Here is a 19,227-nt window from a genome sequence, read left to right as displayed (position 1 = left end):
CCAAATATAGATCGGTTCTGCGTTATTTTGAAAATTGCATTGAGTTGCGTATTTGAAGTTGTATTTTATACCAATTTTTAGCAATCTAAATTCTCTAATTTCTTTTAAATTCATACGATTCTAACCTTATTTTACAAAGGGAAATTAATCTTAAATGTCGTAAATTTTTGAACTTCACTTTCTACCTGGATCGTACCATCATTTAATTGCACAATTTTCTCAGCGATTGATAAACCTAAACCATTTCCACCCTGACTACGGGCACGAGATTTATCAACTCTGTAAAATCTATCGAAAATGAAATCTAAATCTTGTTTAGGAATACCCATGCCGTGGTCTGTAATTTCGATACTGATGACTTTGTTCTTTAGCGAGGTATTGATCATTATATATTTATTATCAGTATCATACTTCATTGCATTATCTAGGAAAATAAGTAGTAATTGTTCAAATTGATGTCTATTCATTTTCATTTGTATTGGCTTATTGGACAAGTGCGTTTCAAATTGGTAATCAGGATGTAGATGTCTTAATGACTTCACGCGTGATTGAATCTCATTGTTAATGTCTACATTTTCAGCTTCAAGAACATGACTATTCACACTATCTTTAGTCAATAAGAGTAATTCTTCGACAAGTTTAGTGATTCGATTGACTTCCTCTATAGAAATATCTAGAGATTCTTCAAGAATTTCTGGGTCTTTCTTCCCCCACCTCTGAATTAAGTTGAGATGACCTTGAATGATTTGTAAAGGTGTTCTTAATTCGTGAGAAGCGTCTTCAACAAATTGTCGTTGCTGATTAAATGATTCTTCAATTTGGTACATCATGTCGTTAAATGTAACGATAAGATTATCTGTCTCTTCGTAATTAGTTGTTAATTCTAGTTTCTTTTGGAAACCATCGCGCCTAATTTGATTCATCTTGTTCGACATAGTCACAATGGGTTTTGTGATTTGAGATGAAAAGATATAACTAATTCCAGCAGTTATCACAGTAGCGATTAAACCGAATGCTAAAGCTACTATATATAGTGAACGTACAAGATTGTCATAATTTTGTAGAGAATGTACTAGTACACTGTATCCATTAAAATCTTTCGAATGAATGGGTTCAGTGATTACTAAGTAATTAATGCCATGACTATTATAGATGTTTATACGTTCTGGATGGTTCATATCAAATTTCTTATTGTAATTAACGATATTGTCATTTGATGTTTGAATTAACTTCTTCCCTTTTTCATCATATATAATGACTTCTTGAAAGTTTTCTAATGAAGCATTTATATCAAGTGCTGATATTTGAGCCAAAGATTTAGAATGAAATAAATTCGCAATATCAGTAGAACTTCTTTCAGCTTCATCAAGTTCGCTATTTCTAAGAGTATCTTTTAAGAAAAAGATAATAATTAAGCAAAATAGTAATATAGTGGTAAACGTAATGAGTGTCGTTATAATCATCCATTTATATTTTAATTTACGACGTTTGATCATCTAATCACGTATCCTACGCCACGTACAGTTTCGATAGATTTCTCCTTATTAAAAGGCTTTAATTTATTGCGTAAATATCGAATGTAAACATCAACAACATTTGTTTCTACTTCGCTGTTAAATCCCCATACGTGGTCTAAAATTTGCTCACGCTGCATCACGTGATTTCTATTTTCAGCTAAAACATATAACAAATCGTACTCCGTCTTCGTCAGTTCTAGTTGAGTACCATCTACAGTCACCTTGAAGGCATCTTTATCAATAATAATGCCGTTAATATCGATGACATTTTTCTGAGGTTGTCTACGTAAAATAGCTCTTATACGAGCGAGCAACTCTTCAATATCGAATGGTTTGACGATGTAATCATCTGCACCATAATCTAATCCGGCTACTTTATCATATGTTTCACCTTTAGCAGTAATAATGATGATAGGTGTTGATTGTTCTTGGCGAATTTGTCTACAAATTTCTAAGCCATTAATATTAGGTAACATTAAATCCAATATAATAAGATCATATGATTTATTAAGTGCTTTATCTAAACCCGTGCGTCCGTCATATTCTATATCAACGTTGTAATCTTCATGTTTAAGTTCAAGTTCAATAAATCGAGCAAGATTCTGCTCATCTTCTACGATTAAAATATTTGTCATATTTGCACCTCATGCTACATCTTAACTAATCCAGTATGAATGAAAAAGATGTAATCCCTAATTGTTATGAATTGTTAATAATTAATCTATATTTACTTGATTCATTTTACCACATATCAATTGTAATTGATGAAACATTATAATGAGGTTATGGCTGAAAATGATAGCTTTTCAACATTGTTATGACAAGGGTTTTATACATTTATAGGGAATTTATAGAAAAAGTTTATATTTATAATTGACAATGATTCTCAATCATGTATAATACTAGTTGAAAATGATTATCAATACCGAATAGAACATTCCCCCCACATATATTTCGTTCTTATTGGATTGGTCATTTTCAATTATCCCCTTTTATATGCCCGTAAAAGACTAACGTTGAGAAACAACGTTTCAATAAAGCAGTAAACCTTTGACACTTGAGGTTTACTGCTTTTTAGTGCCACTGCAACCAATGTAACTGGTTGCTAGTGGCACTTATACTTGAGCAAAGCCTCAAGTGTTACAAAAAATATTATCGCTTTAGCGATAAGCTTAACTAATATTTTAAATTTGTAACCATGATTTATGATTAAAATGCTCCATATCCTGTGGCTTAGCGTAATCAGAAATCATATAATCAATCTCACTAAATTCACTAATACGATACGATGCACGAGCATCTCGTTTACTACTATCTGCTAATAAATAACTTAATTGACTTTGTTGAATCATAATTTGACTGACGTGTGCTTCCTCTAAATCAAATTCATAACAATCGTTCTTATCAAATGAACCACATGAAATAAAGGCTTTATCAAATTTGAAACGTTGTAATAACTCGTTTGTTAAATGCCCCTTCACTACATCTTGCTCAGTATTTGTCTTACCTGCGAGCATAATAATTTCGCCTTGAATACGTTGTTCCTCTATTGCACGATTCAACTCATTTGCAATCTTTAGGGAATTAGTGATTATAGTAGTTTGTATAATATCATTTAAATACTGAGGAATTCGACCTGTTGTCGTCCCACCATCTATAACCACGATTTCTCCAGATTGAATTTGTGAAGCTGCTTTTTTAGCTATTCTTTCTTTCACATTTGATTGTTTCTGCCATTTATTCGCGTATGATTTCTCCTTGTTAATATGATTATATTTAACTGCCCCACCGTGCGTGCGAGTAATAAGTTTGTCATATTCTAATGTTTCTAAGTCTTTTCTCACGGTTTCAGGTGTGACTTGTAAAAATAATGCTAAATCTTTAACAGCAACCTCACCGTACTGATCAACACGTTTACGTATAAGGTTTAATCGTTCTTTTCTCTTGTACATTGTTATCTATACTCCTATCTGCTTCATGCGTGCGCGCCATTTATCATTTCGCCATCTGAAATACATGATGATGAATCGCAGCGCTTCATCTGCAATACTCACTAGAATAATACCGGTGTAACCAAACCCTAAATGAATGCCTAATAGAAAGCTTCCAGGCAACAGTAACAACCAAGTAGTTATGATATTGACTGTAACAGGAAAACGCACATCCCCAGCTACATTTAATAAATCTACGATTAAATTATTAATTGCACGAATCGGTTCCAATCCTATAAGAATAACTAGATAGTAGATAATTAAATGGTATGTTTGAACATCATGTGTAAGCCATCTACCGACAGCGACGAAACCTACTAAAACGCATACCATGATAATTAAGGATTGAATCACATTAAACCATATACTTCTTAACACAGTTTTCTTTAGTACACTATAGCGATGTCTAGCTATAAAATGGCCTAAATAAATTTGGCATGCAGCGCTAAATGCCATCGCACAACTGAAAGATAAACCACTTAACACAGTTGCAACAGATTTAGCTGCAATAACTTGTGTTCCTAACATTGCTATAAATGCTGTCGTAAATGTTTGTGCAAAGTTATATGAAATTTGCTCGCCAGCACTAGGTATACCTAATGTTGAAACTTGATAAAGTATTTTAAAATTAATTTTAAAGTAATGCAGTTTCGGTCTGTAAATTTTTAAAAGTGCTATGAATGCTAAGAGACAACCAAGCAGACGGCTAATGGCTGTAGCATAAGCAACTGCTAATACAGGATTACCTACCAAATCTGGAATTATAAAAAGTACGAAAGCATTTAGAATGATATTAGTCAAATTACTAATTACTGTGATGCGTGTAGCAATCGCAGCATAATTCATAACACGAAGTACGGTTCCTATATACATTTGAGTTGAGGTCAAAGTTAAGACACTCAATATAACTAAACCAAATTGATAAGTTAGATTAAATATGTCCTTAGGTACTTGAAAAAGTTGTAATAACGGTGAAAACACCATACCTACGACTAATGTAAATACAATCGAAACGATGATATTGAAAAGAAGATTGTGAAAAATTTCTTTTGTAATCATTGATGTTTGGTGTGCTTTTAAATGAACAATACGAATATTAGTTCCCACGTGAATGATTGTAATAAGAAACGTAATGAGCATTAATATTTGACTCGTCATTCCGGATGCTGCAACTGCATTCGTACTATAACTGTTGAGCATTAATGTGTCAGCTTGCCCCATGAGAAGTATGAACAGTTGTTCAATAAGTATAGGTACATATAAGGATCTAAATGCGCCTTTAGTAACGATCATCAAATTCTAATACTTTCGATTTAAATATTTCATGAGGTTGTAATTCTATTAATCGTGCACCACGTTGTAAGTCACCATAAGTGTTATAGCCGCCGACGCGACCAAAACTTAGACGAATTCCATATAAGTTAATAGTGAAATCATTATCATGATCGTGACCACAGAACATCCCTTCCATATCTCCATTTAATAGCATTTGACTAAATAATCCAGAATTAATTTTAGAGCAAGCAATAGGCTCATTAAATATGCCATGAAATTCCTTGATATTCTCTACTTCTCGATATTCCTGTAGAGGAATGTGTGTAAATAGTAAATTATGTTGAAAGCTACGTTTGTATTGTGACTGATACGCTTCATAAGTCTCTTTAAGCCAGTTAACGTGCTCAGGTCTGATAAAGTCGTAATCACCTATGCCAAATGGGTTATAATCCCCTCCGTCAATAACATAAAGAACGTGTGTAAGTGTATCTTGAGAGCTTACTTCAATAGTATAAGCTTCTTTATCATCAATAATTAAACTATGATGTTTTTGGACAAAATTTTTAGAATATTGTTCTTCAATGGCGCGTAAATCGCCCCGTTTAAGATGTCCTTCAGTGTCATGATTACCAAATGTTGTTGCAATTTGAGTATCAAATTGATTTAAATATTCGATAAGTTCTTTATAAACTCGTCCAGAATCAATGACTCCTTCAGACCATATTTGATCACCAGTTAATACAGTGATATCGGGACGATAATGTTTCATCATATGTTGAATCAAATCATATGTTTTTTGATCTTTGGCGTCATTATGTGGGCCAATGTGTAAATCACTTAATTGTAGGATTTTCGTCATTTTTTAAATCTCCTTTACTCCTTAGTTGAACCTATATTGATTCCTTTTACAAAATGTTTTTGAACAAATGGGAACAAGAATAGTACTGGAATTGTTAACAACACTATCATTGCCATTTGCATAGAATCACCAGTAATTGTTACTTTATCCAATATTGCATAAGAACCTGATTTCTGTTTAAGTGCTTCAGCAATTGCGGCTTGCTTAGTGAGCATATCCTGTAATACTGTTGCTAAAGGTTTTAAATTTGGGTTGCGTACGAAGAATGCGCCTGTAAACCAGTCGTTCCATTGACTCACAGCATTAAATAAAGTAATTGATGCGACTACCGGTTTACTCATTGGAAGGACTATTTTCCAAAAGATTTGAAAGTCATTACAACCATCTACCCTCGCAGCTTCGATAACACTTGTTGGTAACTGATTAAAAAATGTACGCATGATTAAAATGTTATAAACACTATAGAGTGAAGGTAAAATATAGACCCAGAAAGTGTCTGTTAAATGTAATTGATTTAATAAAATGTATAGTGGAACTACTCCAGCACTAAATAACATCGTAAATACTAAGAAGAATGAAATGATTCTTCGGAATGGCAGTGTTTTTATTGTTAAGACATACGCTGCCATGGCGGTTAATATCACGCTTAAGATTGTACCTATGACAGTTTTAGCTACACTAATAAACAATGCATTCAATAATGTTCCTTGTTTAAATATTTCTTTAAAATTATCTAGCGAAAACTTACGAGGAAAGAATGTTATACCACCTTTTTGCGCATCTACACCGGAATTAAATGCTAAGGCAAAGATATTGATTAGTGGTAATATAATAGTAATAACTAAACCTATTATGATAATTAATGAAATGATGCGAATGACAATAGCACTTTTGTCTTGGGATATTTTCATTGTCTAATACACCTCTTAGTAAATAATTTGCGTTCCTTTTTTATCTCTTTGATTTTCTACATAACGTTCAAACTGATTTAAACCAGCTCCGTTCAAGCGTTGTTTCGCACTATCGATTATTTGCTTGGCTTCTTTGTCAGTTCTTGAATAATAAGCGCGTTTAATTGCGTCGCTATAATCATCAAGTGCTACCTCTAAATCTTCACCATACTCATATTTAGATAAGAAAGATTTTACTGTTAGACCATTAACAATTTTTGCGTGCTTTTGGCGTTCGTCATAATGCCACATATCAGCAATCTTTTCAGGTGTGGTTTTGCTTGTTTTAGTATTATCGCCGTATTCGATTTCACCAAAGTCAGCTTTATTATCTATATCTGTATAACCAAGATGATCAGCCCAGTATGAACCTGCGCCTCTGAAACCACGTTTTTTCGCTTTGTCAGGGTCGTTTTTGACTTCTTTTAATACTTCTGGTTTGACGTGTGGGTTGCCTTTTTTATCTAATGTGTAATCACGACCTTTAATGCCATATTGTCCTAATAATTTACCTTCACGACTAGCTAAGAAATCAGCAAGTTTAACTACATCCTCTGGATGTTCAGTCGTACTTGAAACAGCCCATCCGTTTGCACCAGATTTATAAGGTTTCTCAACTCTAAATTTACCTTTGACTGTATTAAGTGGGCCAAGGGGTACATATTTCATGTTTTGATTTTCAGTGACGTAATTATGTAAATCTGAAACTATGCCCCATGAACCATTAACAAGTCCTTCTTTCGCTTTGTTCTCTTCCATTGTGTAAAATTCTTTCGTCATGAGTCCTTTTTGCATTAATTCTTTGACATATCTCACTCTTTTAAGTGGATAATCAGTTTGAGATTCGTGAACAATCTTTTTCCCTTTGTTTAAAAATTTCTCATCTGACTGTCCAGTCCATACGAGGTCGTTGTAGAATTTAGTGCGATCGTCGCCTCCCCAAGCTGTAGGACCAATTGGTGTAATTTCTCTACCATTATCATCTTTAAAGTGATGATCCTTCATTTTTTGTGCTAGCTTTTCTACATCTTTGGAAGTTTTAATTGATGAAGGCTTTATATGAAGTTTATCCATAATATCTTTACGAACATAGGGACCTCCTACTGTGCGACGTTCTTCTTGACCTGGATGACGATTGATACCCATGTGTACAAGGTAAGTGCCGTCCATTTCTTTGTTGAACATAATATTATCTTTCGTATCTTTAGGAAGGTAGCCTTTCTTAAAATATTTACTATAGATTTTTGTGTTTTTAAGCATCTTTGTAAGATCAGTGAGTCGACCTTGTTTAGCTGCTTTATTTAGAACTTTCATTTCAGGGCGACCACTATCGTCTAAGTAATAAACGATGAAGTCAGGTAAATCACCAGAAGCGAGACCTGATGTTAGTGCTTCAGTCGAATCTTCATTTGAAACTGTCTGTAATTCTAAAGTGATTCCGGTTTTTTTCTTTAGTTCTTTAGCAACCTCTTTATTCATCTTCGGAGAGGCATCATTATCACTTTGGAAGACTAAACCTTTTAATTTTCTATCAGCAATCCATGTATCTGGCTTCCCTTTGGCATCTGCTTTTCTCTTTGCTTCATCTTGTGATTTATCTTTGCCACACGCCGATGTGAGTATCATTACCGCAATAAGTAAGATGAGTATTGATTTTCTAAACATGTACATTCTCCTTAATATAATGAAGTATCCAGTTTTTTATCGGCAAATCTATTGATAATGACGACCGCGATTAGACCAATAACACCTTGTAAAAGTCCTATAGATATGGCGTAACTGAAGTCTCCCTGTTCGATTCCCGTGCGTATTACAAAGGTGTCTAATATTTCTGATACACTCGCATTTCCAGGTGTCTTGAGTAAATAGATTTGATCAAAGCCAGCTTTTAAAATATCTCCTAATGAAATAATAAATAGAATAACTATTGTAGGCGTGAGCATTGGTAAAGTAATATGTATAATTTGTTTGAAGCGGTTCGCCCCATCTATTGCTGCTGATTCGTAAATTTCAGGGTTGATGCTCATGATTGCAGCAAAATAAATGATGGAGTCCCAGCCGACATTTTTCCAAATATAACTAGAAAACATGATGGTATGGAAATATTCAGGGTTCATCATAAAATAAGTTGAGCCATCACCACCGAATTTGTGAATAAGTTGATTCATTAAACCGTCATCTGGTGCGAGTAACTTCTTGAATATACCTATCACAACGACCCACGATAAAAAGTGAGGTATATATAATATTCCTTGGAATAGTCCTCTGATTTTACCTAATTTAGAATCTTTAATTTCATTAAACATAATGGCTAAAATGATAGGAAAAGGAAGAGCTAGAATGAGCTTCATTCCACTGATAACAAGTGTATTTATAATGATTTGTACACATCTTGAATCAGTGAAGAATCTTTGGAAGTAGTGTAGCCCTTTCCAATCCCCACCAATAATACCCGTATCAAAACGGAAATCTTTAAACGCTAAAATTAGACTTGTCATAGGTATATAATTGAAAATAAGGAAAAAAAGTAAGCAAGGTAAAATCATAAGATATAAAACTTTATGTTCCCACATTCTTTTGAGCAAAGATTTTTGATAAGTGGATTGAATTCCATGTTGCTTGATTTTACTCACGATACAACCTCCTCTTTCATTCGTTCACCTGACTCAGAATGGAAATAATGTGCATCTTTCGAATGAATGCCGATAGATACGTTTTGTCCTAATTCAAAATTAAGGTTACTATCTACAGCGGCTACAATTTTATGATCGTCATGATGACAATGGAGTAATTTGTAAGAGCCCGTCAATTCGACTAAATCGATTTTTAAATTTGTGAGTTGAATAGGATATGCACGCTTATCATCGTTAGTAATGAGATGCAAATCTTCAGGACGAATACCAAGTCTACATTGTGAATGTGACGAAAGTTGTACTACAGATTGATCAGCAACTTTTTGAGCGTCGAAATACCATGCGTCCATATGGTAAGTTAACGGGATAATATTCATCGAAGGGCTACCTATAAATGTTGCAACAAATTCATTTACTGGGTGACGGTAGATTTCTTCTGGCGTGCCAATTTGTTGAATTTCACCTTGATTTAGTATCACAATGCGTGAGGCCATCGTCATTGCTTCCGTTTGATCATGTGTGACATAGATTGTTGTTGCATTCATTTCTTTATGTATTTTAATGATTTCGCTTCTCATATTACTTCTTAATTTGGCATCTAAATTTGAAAGTGGCTCATCCATTAAAAAGATTTGTGCGTCTCTCACTATTGCTCTTCCTAACGCCACACGTTGACGTTGGCCTCCGGATAATGCTTTAGGTTTACGTTGAAGAAGATTTTCTATTTCTAATATTTTGGCAGCATCTTGAATTTTCTTATCATAAACTCTCTTCTTAATACCACGCATTTTTAATCCAAATGCTAAGTTTTTATAAACAGTCATATGAGGATAAAGTGCATAATTTTGAAACACCATAGCTATATTACGATCTTTAGGTTGTAAATCATTAATCACTTTATCGTCGATGCTAATTGTTCCCTTACTAATATCTTCTAGACCTGCTATCATACGTAAGGTCGTAGACTTCCCACATCCCGATGGTCCAACAAATACAACAAATTCGTTGTCATGAATATCTAGATTAAAATCTTTAACTGTGTGACTACCATTTTCATAAACTTTGTTTAAATCCTTGATTTGTATCATGTCTTTGCTCCTTTGAAGATGTAATCGCAAATTCAGTATAAGAATTTTCTATTAAAGGAAACTTTTTTCAAAATTAAGTTTTCGTAAATCAAAAACTTTTGTTTATTATTTTTCAAAAACAAAAAGACTATAAACACTTATATAAAAGCATTTATAGTCTATATTGATTCAAAAATAAAACAAAGATATTTATATTATATAAATATTATTTACATTAAAATTACATTCAAGAAGGCATAAATAAATTCTCATTCAAACACAAAAAAACCACTGAAATCTTCTTTTTAAGAATCATTTCAGTGGTTAGGTTATTATTTGTCGTGCAAAGTTTATATGGCGAGTTGTTTCTTTAGGATAAGTGTCGATAGTACAATACAAAAGGCGCCACCAATAATACCTGCAATAATATCAGTAGGATAATGAACGCCTAAATAGACTCTTGATGTTGAAATTAATAATATGAATAATGCACTTAATCCTATTAAAACACCTTTAGAAATACCTGAATCATGGCGATTTAAAATGTAAATGATGCTTCCAAAGTAAGAGGTTGCGCCCATTGCGTGTCCACTAGGAAAGCTAAATCCAGAAATATCAATTAAACGTAGGAGTGTTGGACGTTCTCTGTCGAAAATATTTTTAAGGACAGGATTAAGTATGCTTGAAAGACCCATTGCTATAGCAAAGAATAATGTTTCAATTTGATAACGTTTTAACATTAAATATGCTACAAGTGTGAGTGATAGACATAACATGGCCCAAACTTCACCAATTTTAGTCGCACCTAGCATAATTGATGTAGTGATAAAACTCTCTGATGCATAAATAAAATCATAAACCTCATTATCAATCCACTTTCCTAGACGAGATTCATGGAAAAATGCGATTATCCCAAAAACGAGTGTGAAAACAATGAGTAATGAAATGCGCGTCCAACGGTTCATGCTTGGTGCCCCCTACTTATTTAATGCATCATGTACAATTTTATCAAATAAATCTTCTTTAGTGTAACTTTCTTTATATGTTTTCATTTGTTTAATGATATTTTCACGATTTGTTTCAATATCATTTAACTCTTGTAATAAACCTACTTGAGTTAGTTCATCTTCAAGTGTATATCGGCCATAGCCTTTCGATGAAAAGTTTTTAGCGTTATCAATTTGGTCTCCACGAGATTGATCTAAACCTAATGGGATTAATAACATAGGTATTCTTAATGTTAAGAATTCATAAATCGCATTTGCACCGGCACGACTTACTACTGTATCTGTTATAGCTAATAAATCAGTTAAATCATCTTTAACAAACTCATATTGAACATAACCTTTTTTATCAATAGTGTTATCAACTAGTCCTTTACCAGTTAAATGGATAATTTGATAATCATGTAATAAGGCCTCTAGATTTTCACGAATTGTTTCATTGAGTTTCTTACTACCAAGACTACCACCCATGACGAGTAAGACCTTTTTATCTGTGTTAAAACCGGTTAATTGATAACCACGTTCTTTATTACCTTGTTTCAAATCCTCACGAACGGTTGCGCCAACAAAGTCAGCTTTGTCTTTAGGAAGATATTGAAGTGTATCTTCAAATGTCGTATAAATTTTTTTAGCGAATTTAAGTGCGATTTTATTCGCAAGTCCTGGTGTTAGATCAGATTCGTGGATGATTGTAGGTATTTTTAGTGAGCGGGCTGCAATGACCACAGGAACGCTTACGAATCCGCCCTTTGAAAATAATAAATCAGGTTTATGTTTTTTTAGAATTTTACGTGCATCTAACACGCCTTTTAATACATTAAAAACGTCTTTAGCATTTTCAAATGATAAATAACGACGTAATTTACCACTAGAAATAGGATAGTATTTTATATCTGGTAGTTGAGATTCAATTATCTCTCTTTCAATTCCTTGTTTAGAACCGATATAAAACGCTTCATGACCTTTTTCCACAGCAGTAGGAATAAGACTCAAGTTAACAGATACGTGTCCTACTGTTCCTCCACCGGTAAATGCAATTTTCGACATAGTTACAACCTCTATTCCTATATTTTTTTATAATAAGCGTAAAATGGTGCGCCTCTATCGAAAGGATGATAATCCATTTCTGCTTCTCCAGCTTTAGTAAATCCAAATTTCTCAAAAAGATTTTGCGCGGGTTTATTTAGCGCAAACGTGTCAGTAAGAATAACATGTATGCCATGTTCCTCTGTTAAATCTACCGCAAATTGGAAAAGTTCAGTTGCTGCACCTTTATAATCTTTTGATCCAGCTAATCTATGGATAACATAAGCACCTTCACGATTAACTGGCCATTCAATGTCATCATACCACTCTGATTGTGTTTGGTCGATAACAATAAAACCGTAAATTTTACTATCTACATCCAATACATAAAGTGTTTCGGTTTCGATGTCTTTCTCAAAATGTTCGGTTACAGGGTATTTATCGTCCCATTGATTATTATTAAATTCTTTCATTTTTTCTTTTGCTTCATCAACGAGTTTTTCAATTACAGGTAAATCATTTTTTGTTGCTATTCTAATCATCTTGCCAAAACACCTCTTTTTTATATTATTAAAAAAATGATACGCCCCATTTCTTATATAATTTAACAAATGAGGCGTATTTTAAACTTATATAACTAAAGTCGCTAACTATTATATAGATTGTGTTAAATAAATGAGCGATACATTCTCTCTAATAGTACTTTAAGTCATATAAATACGATTTAATCAAACCTATATTTACTTTTCAAACAATATCTTACTTAAGTTTTTTAAGTAATTTGTCTAATACAGTATCATGTTTATTTGATTTTTCAACTAATTCTTGAGTGAATTTATCATTTGTCTTTTTATCAAATTTTCCGGTTACTTCCAAATGATTGTCTTTCTGGAAGGATTTAATTGTAGATTCTAATTCTGAATCAAATTGGTTAGACTCATTATTCACTTTATAACCTAAGGCTGTGAGTCCAATTTTCATCGTTTTAACATTCTTATTCTCGTCACCTAAATGATAAGTTTTATTATTAGGTATAACGTTAAGAGATTGATATTTAGGTGTAGCTATTTTACTGTCCGGTTGAATACCTTTACCATGAATATAATGACCATCAGGTGTTAACCATTTCATTTCAGTATATTTTAGTAATGAACCATCACCGAATTCACGTGTAGTTTGTACAATTCCTTTACCAAATGTTTTAGAGCCATAAACCTTAGCCTTATGATAATCTTTCATAGCACCTGTAAAGACTTCTGATGCACTTGCTGAACCATCATTAACTAAGATAGAAACATCCATATCTTTTGCTTGTTTCAATGAATCATTTGATGTTTTCAATTGCTCCTTATCATCGCCTTTTTCTAATTGAACAACTGTTTTTCCTTTATCGATAAAGATGTTGGCCATTTTAACAGCTTCGTCTAGAAGACCACCTGGATTGTTACGTAAATCTAATACTATTTTACGTACACCTTGTTTGTGTGCCTTGATAATTGCAGATTTTAATTCTCCAGATGTATTACTTTGGAATTTATTAATAGTAAAGACACCAACGTTGCCTTTTTTCTCGTATTCGACACTCTTAACATGAATCGTATCACGTTTAATTTTAATGTCTTTTTCCTGAGAACCTCGTTTTATAGTTAAAGTTACTTTAGTACCTTTTTTACCTCTGACTAGTTTTACGACTTGGTCTAATGGTTTGCCTTCAACAGATTTACCATTAACTTTCGTTACAACATCTTTCGGTTGTATTCCTGCTTTTTCAGCTGGTGAGTCTTTCATTGGACTGGTAATACTAATTTGATCATTTTTCTTCTGCATTTCTGCGCCAATACCAACGAAATCTCCTGACACACCTTCATTGAATTGTTTAGTTTCCTCAGAAGTCATATATTCTGAATATGGATCCTTTAATTCTTTAACCATTCCATCAATTGCTGATTGTGTTAATTTATCTGAATCTTGCTTTTTATAATAATCTTTATTTAGCGTCTTATATACATATTCTATCTTTTTTAAATCTGCACGTTGATCTTTATTGAGTCCGCTCATCTTATGACTAATCAATATCGTCGCGGCCACAGTGATTCCTGCTGTTATTAAAATAACTCCAAGAAGAATCAACAGAAACTGCCAAAGTTTAAATCTCACTTGTTTGTTTTTATTTTGAGAATTTGATTGACTTTCGTCGTCTTGTTGTTGTGCATCATTACGTTCTGAATCATTACTCACTTTATCACATCCCTTGTACTTGCTAAATTTATATTAATCATTATGTATATGCTCTTAGTTCTCCCTTTTTTATGAAAATGAAGTTAGAAAATATATAAAATAGACAACTTCTCCAACTGTGAAGCAAATTAAGCGAAGACTACTCTTCATTATTATATAACTATGTTTCATATACATGAGTCGTAAGATGTATCTTAAATTAATTTGAAAAATTGAGAATCATGCTAACATATGTAAATGATGGCTTTAATTAATATACAAAATCAAACAAAAATGTGGGAGTGAAATAGTATTCAACTTTAATCGTTTGAACACAAAGTTCACTCCCTTTTTTATTAGTAAAAACTTTGTTTAATTTTAAAATTTTAACCATTCAGTATACTCTTCGTATAAATCATCAAAGACATACATGGGTACAGTAAACTCACTTTGAGTTTCAATGTACTCTGAAAGGACGTTGAAGTCATCTTCATGTTTAGGAAATGCAAGGTCATCAAAGATTTGCTCAGCTAATTCCCCTTTATCGTCTTTACGACCACGAACAGTCATAACAAATTGATAGAATGAGTAATTTTTAACCATTAGCTTACAGTCACATCAATAACTTGAGTCTCGCCTTTAACAACTGCTTCTACATCTTCTAAATGAATAGACTCAGTTTGGTCAGAATTTGTGATAATAATTGGTGAAATGACTGATTTAGCATTATTTTTAATATATTCTAAATCAAAACGAATAAGTGGGTCGCCTACCTTCACAGTGTCACCACTTTCGACTAATACTTCAAAGCCTTCCCCATCAAGTTGAACAGTATCTAGACCAATGTGTACGAGTAGTTCTAATCCATTGTCTGCTTTAAGTCCTACAGCGTGCTTAGTTGGGAAGACATTGTCGACCTTGCCTTCAATTGGTGCAACGACTTCACCTTCTGTAGGATTTATACCAAAACCCTCACCCATCATTTTTTGTGCAAATACAGGGTCAGGAATATCTTCAATTTTCACATATTCACCTGTTAACGGTGCGTATATTTTAATATCTTTATTGATTTCTTTGCCTTTTCCGAATAATTTTTTAAACATTGTTGTTCACTCCTATTTTTCAAAGTGTGGAATTAAATCACCATATCCAAGTTCTTCTAACTTTTCATATGGAATAAATTGAATAGCTGCTGAATTAATACAATAGCGTAGACCACCGGTTTCCTTCGGACCGTCATTGAATACATGTCCTAAATGACTATTAGCATCTTCAGAACGTACTTCAGTTCTTATCATACCAAAAGATTTATCAACGAGTTCAATGATTTCATCATCATTTAATGCTTTGGAGAAACTTGGCCAACCACAGTTAGATTCAAATTTTTCTTCTGATGTGAATAAAGGTTTACCAGATAATTTATCAACATAAATACCTTTATCAAAATGATTCCAATATTCATTTTGGAATGGTGGTTCTGTGCCATTTTCTTGAGTGACAAGATATTCCATTTCATTCAATTCATCTTTATTTTTCTTAATCATTTTGAGACCCCCAATGTGATTCTATAAATGCTTTTCTGCCAGATCCACGTTGGTATTGCTCATAATGCAATGGATTTTTCTCATAATAGTCTTGGTGATAATCTTCAGCAGGATAGAAGTTTTTATAAGGTTTGATTGGTGTGATGACAGGTTTATTAAATATACCTTGCTCATCAATTTGTTGTTTTTTCAATTCAGCTGCCTTTTTCTGATTATCATCATGATAAAAGATTACTGGCTGATAACTTTCACCTCTATCGAAGAACTGACCACCATCATCTGTGGGGTCGAATGTTTTAAAGTAAACATCTAATATATTTTCGAAGGAAGTAATTTCAGGATCGTATTCAATTTGTACAGCTTCAACGTGACCAGTTTGATTCGTACAGACTTGTTCATAAGTGGGATTTTCAACGTGACCACCACTATATCCTGAAACGACAGATTTTATTCCTGGGTAAGAAGTAAATGGTTTTACCATACACCAGAAACAACCTCCTGCAAGCGTTGCATATGCCATAGTAGTACCTCCTTAAGTTGTCTCTTTTTTAATAATTTACGCTAAACACCATGTAATTTAAAGTATTTTACTCAACATTAAATAGCTAGAGTTTATCCTATAGAATTAATCTCTAAGTACAACTAGACCAATAGCACCTTTACCTGTGTGAGTTGAAATAACTGGAGTTGTGATGTTGACATCAAATTGATCAAAATGAAAAGCATCGCTAAATGACTTTTTGAGTTTATCAACAAATTCAATCACATTCGCATGCGCGACACCTATTGATTTAACATTATGATTTTCAATAAATTCAGTTATTTCTTTCTTTAAATATTGAATGCTAGATTTTTGAGTTCTAGCATTATGAACAAGTTCTAATTTTCCCTCATTTAATGTACCTATGGGTTTAATCTTCATAATATTCCCTATTAAACCTTTAGTTTTACTAATACGTCCGCCCTTAATAAGTTGATTCAATTGTCCTATGACTACGAAAAGTTGAATATTATCGCGTAGTTTGTCGACACTTTCAACAATGTCAGTTGTAGGTGTCCCCTTTCCAACTAAATCAACGATGTGCTCTATTTGATAACCTAAGCCATATGAGATTGATTTAGAATCGATAACAGTAATTTTACCGCCTACCATTTGACTAGCTTGAACGGCAGTATTATAAGTACCACTCAGACCTGAAGATAGATGTATGCTAATAATCTCTACATCTTCTTTAATTAACTCTTCATATTTTTCTATAAATTTACCGATGGGCGGTTGACTCGTTTTGACGTCTGCATCTGCCTCGATATATTCAATATATTCTTTAGAAGAAATGTCTTCTTGATCAGTATAAGAATTACCATCAATAGTGATACTTAAAGGAATAACGTGAATATCATGTTTCTTTAAGTATTCATGTGATAAATCAGAGGTGGAATCCGTGACGATAACTTGTTTAGTCATAAATAGCCTCCTATTGGTCATTTCTGCGCACTAAATGTAAAAATGTATGCGGAATAGTATTTTTTTCGTCTAATTGTCCTTCAACAGAACTCTCAACTTCCCAATCTTCAAATGTATAAGGAGGGAAGAATGTATCTCCTTGGAACTTACCGTCGACAACAGTGATATACATGTCATCAACTTTATCTATCATTTCTTCGAAAAGTGTTTGTCCACCAAAAATAAATACTTGTCCAGGAATATCATTAATTTCTTCAATAGAATGAATGACATCGACACCTTCGTGTTTAAATGAATGATTATTTGTTAATACAACATTTCGTCTATTTGGTAAAGGTTTCCCAATAGATTCGAAAGTTTTTCTACCCATTACCAATGTGTGACCAGTTGATAATTGTTTAACGTGTTTTAAATCATTTGGAAGGTGCCAAGGTAATTGATTTTGATATCCGATAACTCTTTGTTTATCATGTGCGACGAGGATGGATAAAGTCATCGTCTTCCCCCTTTCTTATGGTAAATATGATTAGATTTCTATGTTTTTATTTATAAAGTAAGTCAATCTATACCGCTATAGGTGCTTTGATAGCAGGGTGTGATTCATAATCCACAATTTCTAAATCTTCATAATTGATATCGAAAATGGATTTGTCTGAATTTATCTGTAAAGTCGGTGCTTTGTAACTCTCACGAGAAAGTTGAGTTTCAATAGCTGACATATGGTTTGAATAAATATGTGCATCTCCGAAGGTATGAACAAATTCACCTACTTCAAGTCCACATTCTTTTGCGATGAGATGAGTAAGTAAGGCGTAGCTCGCAATATTGAAAGGTACACCTAAGAAAATGTCAGCACTACGTTGATAAAGCTGGCAACTTAATTTACCATCTTGGACGTAAAATTGGAACATAGTGTGACATGGTGGTAGCGCCATGGTCTCAATCTCTGTAGGATTCCACGCAGACACAATATGACGGCGAGAATTAGGATTTGTTTTAATTTGCTCAATCACTGTTTTTAGCTGATCGTAGTGATTACCATCTTTATCTTCCCAGTCTCTCCACTGTTTACCGTAAACATTACCTAAATCACCATATTGGCGAGCGAATTCATCATCATTTAGAATACGTTCTTTAAATTTTTTCATCTCTTTTTTATATTGCTCATTAAATTCTGGATCTTCTTGAGAACGATGTCCAAAGTTAGTCATGTCAGGTCCTTGATAGTCTTCAGAATTAACGTAATTTTCGAAGGCCCACTCGTTCCATATATTATTATTATATTTAAGTAAATATTGTATGTTCGTATCACCTTTAATAAACCACAACAATTCTGTAGCTACTAATTTAAATGAAACTTTTTTAGTTGTTAATAAAGGGAACCCCTTTGATAAATCAAATCTTAATTGATGACCAAACTTAGAAATTGTACCAGTATGAGTACGATCATCACGTTGATTACCTATTTCTAATACCTCTTCGCATAAGCTATGATACGCTTTGTCGAATGGATTATACATATGTACAGCTCCTTTAAGTAAATCACTTTATTTTAGTTATTATTAATAAATTATATTACTGAATATTATACTAGAAATCATTAACTGTTGATAGGGAGAGCTATTTAAGATGACAAATTTCTTTTTTTGGATAAAAAAACCGAGTTACATTGTGAAATG

The 19,227-nt window shown here is 33.0% G+C and carries 20 protein-coding genes and 1 pseudogene; all 21 read right to left on the bottom strand.

The genetic code is table 11. The annotated features are described in order from the left end of the window. Positions 1-131: 131 nt before the first annotated feature. Positions 132-1,496 (bottom strand): HAMP domain-containing histidine kinase, encoded by a 1,365-nt coding sequence (locus tag V6C74_RS06870; protein ID WP_002453239.1) that lies wholly within the window; start codon positions 1,494-1,496, stop codon positions 132-134. Next, positions 1,493-2,152 (bottom strand): response regulator transcription factor, encoded by a 660-nt coding sequence (locus tag V6C74_RS06865; RefSeq protein WP_002433827.1) that lies wholly within the window; start codon positions 2,150-2,152, stop codon positions 1,493-1,495. Before V6C74_RS06865 ends, V6C74_RS06870 begins: the two co-directional genes overlap by 4 nt. Positions 2,153-2,387: 235 nt before the next feature. Continuing rightward, positions 2,388-2,493: pseudogene (locus V6C74_RS06860) on the bottom strand (hypothetical protein); the annotation flags it as partial. A 208-nt stretch (positions 2,494-2,701) separates the two neighbouring features. After that, positions 2,702-3,469 carry a DeoR/GlpR family DNA-binding transcription regulator gene (locus V6C74_RS06855; RefSeq protein WP_002433585.1) on the bottom strand — a complete coding sequence of 256 codons (768 nt, stop codon included), beginning with the start codon at positions 3,467-3,469 and terminating at the stop codon, positions 2,702-2,704. A 6-nt stretch (positions 3,470-3,475) separates the two neighbouring features. Further along, a complete protein-coding gene (locus V6C74_RS06850; RefSeq protein ID WP_002453242.1) occupies positions 3,476-4,801 on the bottom strand; it encodes an MATE family efflux transporter in 1,326 nt (441 codons plus the stop codon). After that, positions 4,788-5,642 carry a metallophosphoesterase family protein gene (locus V6C74_RS06845; protein WP_002453243.1) on the bottom strand — a complete coding sequence of 285 codons (855 nt, stop codon included), beginning with the start codon at positions 5,640-5,642 and terminating at the stop codon, positions 4,788-4,790. The genes V6C74_RS06850 and V6C74_RS06845 overlap by 14 nt, the downstream gene beginning before the upstream one ends. Before the next feature lie 14 nt (positions 5,643-5,656). Further along, the gene (locus V6C74_RS06840) at positions 5,657-6,553 is read right to left on the bottom strand and encodes a carbohydrate ABC transporter permease (RefSeq protein ID WP_002453244.1); all 897 of its coding nucleotides are present in this window, start codon (positions 6,551-6,553) and stop codon (positions 5,657-5,659) included. Positions 6,554-6,568: 15 nt separating this feature from the next. Next, entirely contained in the window at positions 6,569-8,257 is a 1,689-nt protein-coding gene (locus V6C74_RS06835) for an extracellular solute-binding protein (RefSeq protein ID WP_016898159.1), read from the bottom strand. An 11-nt stretch (positions 8,258-8,268) separates the two neighbouring features. After that, positions 8,269-9,225 carry a sugar ABC transporter permease gene (locus V6C74_RS06830; RefSeq protein WP_002453246.1) on the bottom strand — a complete coding sequence of 319 codons (957 nt, stop codon included), beginning with the start codon at positions 9,223-9,225 and terminating at the stop codon, positions 8,269-8,271. Beyond that, a complete protein-coding gene (locus V6C74_RS06825; RefSeq protein ID WP_016898160.1) occupies positions 9,222-10,313 on the bottom strand; it encodes an ABC transporter ATP-binding protein in 1,092 nt (363 codons plus the stop codon). The genes V6C74_RS06830 and V6C74_RS06825 overlap by 4 nt, the downstream gene beginning before the upstream one ends. 329 nt (positions 10,314-10,642) lie before the next feature. Next, positions 10,643-11,257, bottom strand: coding sequence for a phosphatase PAP2 family protein (locus V6C74_RS06820; protein WP_002433679.1), 615 nt, complete (start codon positions 11,255-11,257; stop codon positions 10,643-10,645). 12 nt (positions 11,258-11,269) lie between these two features. Further along, positions 11,270-12,343: an undecaprenyldiphospho-muramoylpentapeptide beta-N-acetylglucosaminyltransferase gene (locus V6C74_RS06815; RefSeq protein WP_002453248.1), complete on the bottom strand. Its 1,074-nt coding sequence runs from the start codon at positions 12,341-12,343 to the stop codon at positions 11,270-11,272. A gap of 17 nt (positions 12,344-12,360) precedes the next feature. Further along, entirely contained in the window at positions 12,361-12,864 is a 504-nt protein-coding gene (locus V6C74_RS06810; RefSeq protein WP_002453249.1) for a GNAT family N-acetyltransferase, read from the bottom strand. A 217-nt stretch (positions 12,865-13,081) separates the two neighbouring features. Next, a complete protein-coding gene (locus tag V6C74_RS06805; protein ID WP_002453250.1) occupies positions 13,082-14,560 on the bottom strand; it encodes a S41 family peptidase in 1,479 nt (492 codons plus the stop codon). Between the two features lie 357 nt (positions 14,561-14,917). Beyond that, the gene (locus V6C74_RS06800; protein ID WP_002433965.1) at positions 14,918-15,142 is read right to left on the bottom strand and encodes a YozE family protein; all 225 of its coding nucleotides are present in this window, start codon (positions 15,140-15,142) and stop codon (positions 14,918-14,920) included. Continuing rightward, positions 15,142-15,642 carry a PTS glucose transporter subunit IIA gene (locus tag V6C74_RS06795; RefSeq protein ID WP_002453251.1) on the bottom strand — a complete coding sequence of 167 codons (501 nt, stop codon included), beginning with the start codon at positions 15,640-15,642 and terminating at the stop codon, positions 15,142-15,144. Before V6C74_RS06795 ends, V6C74_RS06800 begins: the two co-directional genes overlap by 1 nt. 12 nt (positions 15,643-15,654) lie before the next feature. Further along, the gene (msrB, locus tag V6C74_RS06790; RefSeq protein WP_002433862.1) at positions 15,655-16,083 is read right to left on the bottom strand and encodes a peptide-methionine (R)-S-oxide reductase MsrB; all 429 of its coding nucleotides are present in this window, start codon (positions 16,081-16,083) and stop codon (positions 15,655-15,657) included. Then, entirely contained in the window at positions 16,076-16,603 is a 528-nt protein-coding gene (msrA, locus tag V6C74_RS06785; RefSeq protein ID WP_002453252.1) for a peptide-methionine (S)-S-oxide reductase MsrA, read from the bottom strand. Before msrA ends, msrB begins: the two co-directional genes overlap by 8 nt. A 105-nt stretch (positions 16,604-16,708) precedes the next feature. Further along, the gene (locus V6C74_RS06780; RefSeq protein ID WP_002453253.1) at positions 16,709-17,548 is read right to left on the bottom strand and encodes a DegV family protein; all 840 of its coding nucleotides are present in this window, start codon (positions 17,546-17,548) and stop codon (positions 16,709-16,711) included. A 10-nt stretch (positions 17,549-17,558) separates the two neighbouring features. Further along, entirely contained in the window at positions 17,559-18,044 is a 486-nt protein-coding gene (locus tag V6C74_RS06775) for a dihydrofolate reductase (protein ID WP_002453254.1), read from the bottom strand. A 67-nt stretch (positions 18,045-18,111) separates the two neighbouring features. Then, complete coding sequence (locus V6C74_RS06770; protein WP_002453255.1) at positions 18,112-19,068, bottom strand: thymidylate synthase; 957 nt, start codon at positions 19,066-19,068, stop codon at positions 18,112-18,114. Positions 19,069-19,227 lie beyond the last annotated feature (159 nt).

The organism is Staphylococcus capitis subsp. capitis (genome assembly GCF_040739495.1).
Lineage (GTDB): Bacteria > Bacillota > Bacilli > Staphylococcales > Staphylococcaceae > Staphylococcus > Staphylococcus capitis.
This window is presented reverse-complemented; position numbering and strand designations above follow the sequence as displayed.

What these genes read in the sequence shown, in the direction of transcription:
- msrA (WP_002453252.1), bottom strand. Translation starts at nt 16,603, where the DNA reads ATGGCATATGCAACGCTTGCAGGAGGTTGTTTCTGGTGTATGGTAAAA.
- V6C74_RS06815 (WP_002453248.1), bottom strand. Translation starts at nt 12,343, where the DNA reads ATGTCGAAAATTGCATTTACCGGTGGAGGAACAGTAGGACACGTATCT.
- V6C74_RS06800 (WP_002433965.1), bottom strand. Translation starts at nt 15,142, where the DNA reads ATGGTTAAAAATTACTCATTCTATCAATTTGTTATGACTGTTCGTGGT.
- V6C74_RS06850 (WP_002453242.1), bottom strand. Translation starts at nt 4,801, where the DNA reads ATGATCGTTACTAAAGGCGCATTTAGATCCTTATATGTACCTATACTT.
- V6C74_RS06795 (WP_002453251.1), bottom strand. Translation starts at nt 15,642, where the DNA reads ATGTTTAAAAAATTATTCGGAAAAGGCAAAGAAATCAATAAAGATATT.
- V6C74_RS06865 (WP_002433827.1), bottom strand. Translation starts at nt 2,152, where the DNA reads ATGACAAATATTTTAATCGTAGAAGATGAGCAGAATCTTGCTCGATTT.
- V6C74_RS06820 (WP_002433679.1), bottom strand. Translation starts at nt 11,257, where the DNA reads ATGAACCGTTGGACGCGCATTTCATTACTCATTGTTTTCACACTCGTT.
- V6C74_RS06845 (WP_002453243.1), bottom strand. Translation starts at nt 5,642, where the DNA reads ATGACGAAAATCCTACAATTAAGTGATTTACACATTGGCCCACATAAT.
- msrB (WP_002433862.1), bottom strand. Translation starts at nt 16,083, where the DNA reads ATGATTAAGAAAAATAAAGATGAATTGAATGAAATGGAATATCTTGTC.
- V6C74_RS06840 (WP_002453244.1), bottom strand. Translation starts at nt 6,553, where the DNA reads ATGAAAATATCCCAAGACAAAAGTGCTATTGTCATTCGCATCATTTCA.
- V6C74_RS06775 (WP_002453254.1), bottom strand. Translation starts at nt 18,044, where the DNA reads ATGACTTTATCCATCCTCGTCGCACATGATAAACAAAGAGTTATCGGA.
- V6C74_RS06780 (WP_002453253.1), bottom strand. Translation starts at nt 17,548, where the DNA reads ATGACTAAACAAGTTATCGTCACGGATTCCACCTCTGATTTATCACAT.
- V6C74_RS06870 (WP_002453239.1), bottom strand. Translation starts at nt 1,496, where the DNA reads ATGATCAAACGTCGTAAATTAAAATATAAATGGATGATTATAACGACA.
- V6C74_RS06835 (WP_016898159.1), bottom strand. Translation starts at nt 8,257, where the DNA reads ATGTTTAGAAAATCAATACTCATCTTACTTATTGCGGTAATGATACTC.
- V6C74_RS06855 (WP_002433585.1), bottom strand. Translation starts at nt 3,469, where the DNA reads ATGTACAAGAGAAAAGAACGATTAAACCTTATACGTAAACGTGTTGAT.
- V6C74_RS06810 (WP_002453249.1), bottom strand. Translation starts at nt 12,864, where the DNA reads ATGATTAGAATAGCAACAAAAAATGATTTACCTGTAATTGAAAAACTC.
- V6C74_RS06825 (WP_016898160.1), bottom strand. Translation starts at nt 10,313, where the DNA reads ATGATACAAATCAAGGATTTAAACAAAGTTTATGAAAATGGTAGTCAC.
- V6C74_RS06770 (WP_002453255.1), bottom strand. Translation starts at nt 19,068, where the DNA reads ATGTATAATCCATTCGACAAAGCGTATCATAGCTTATGCGAAGAGGTA.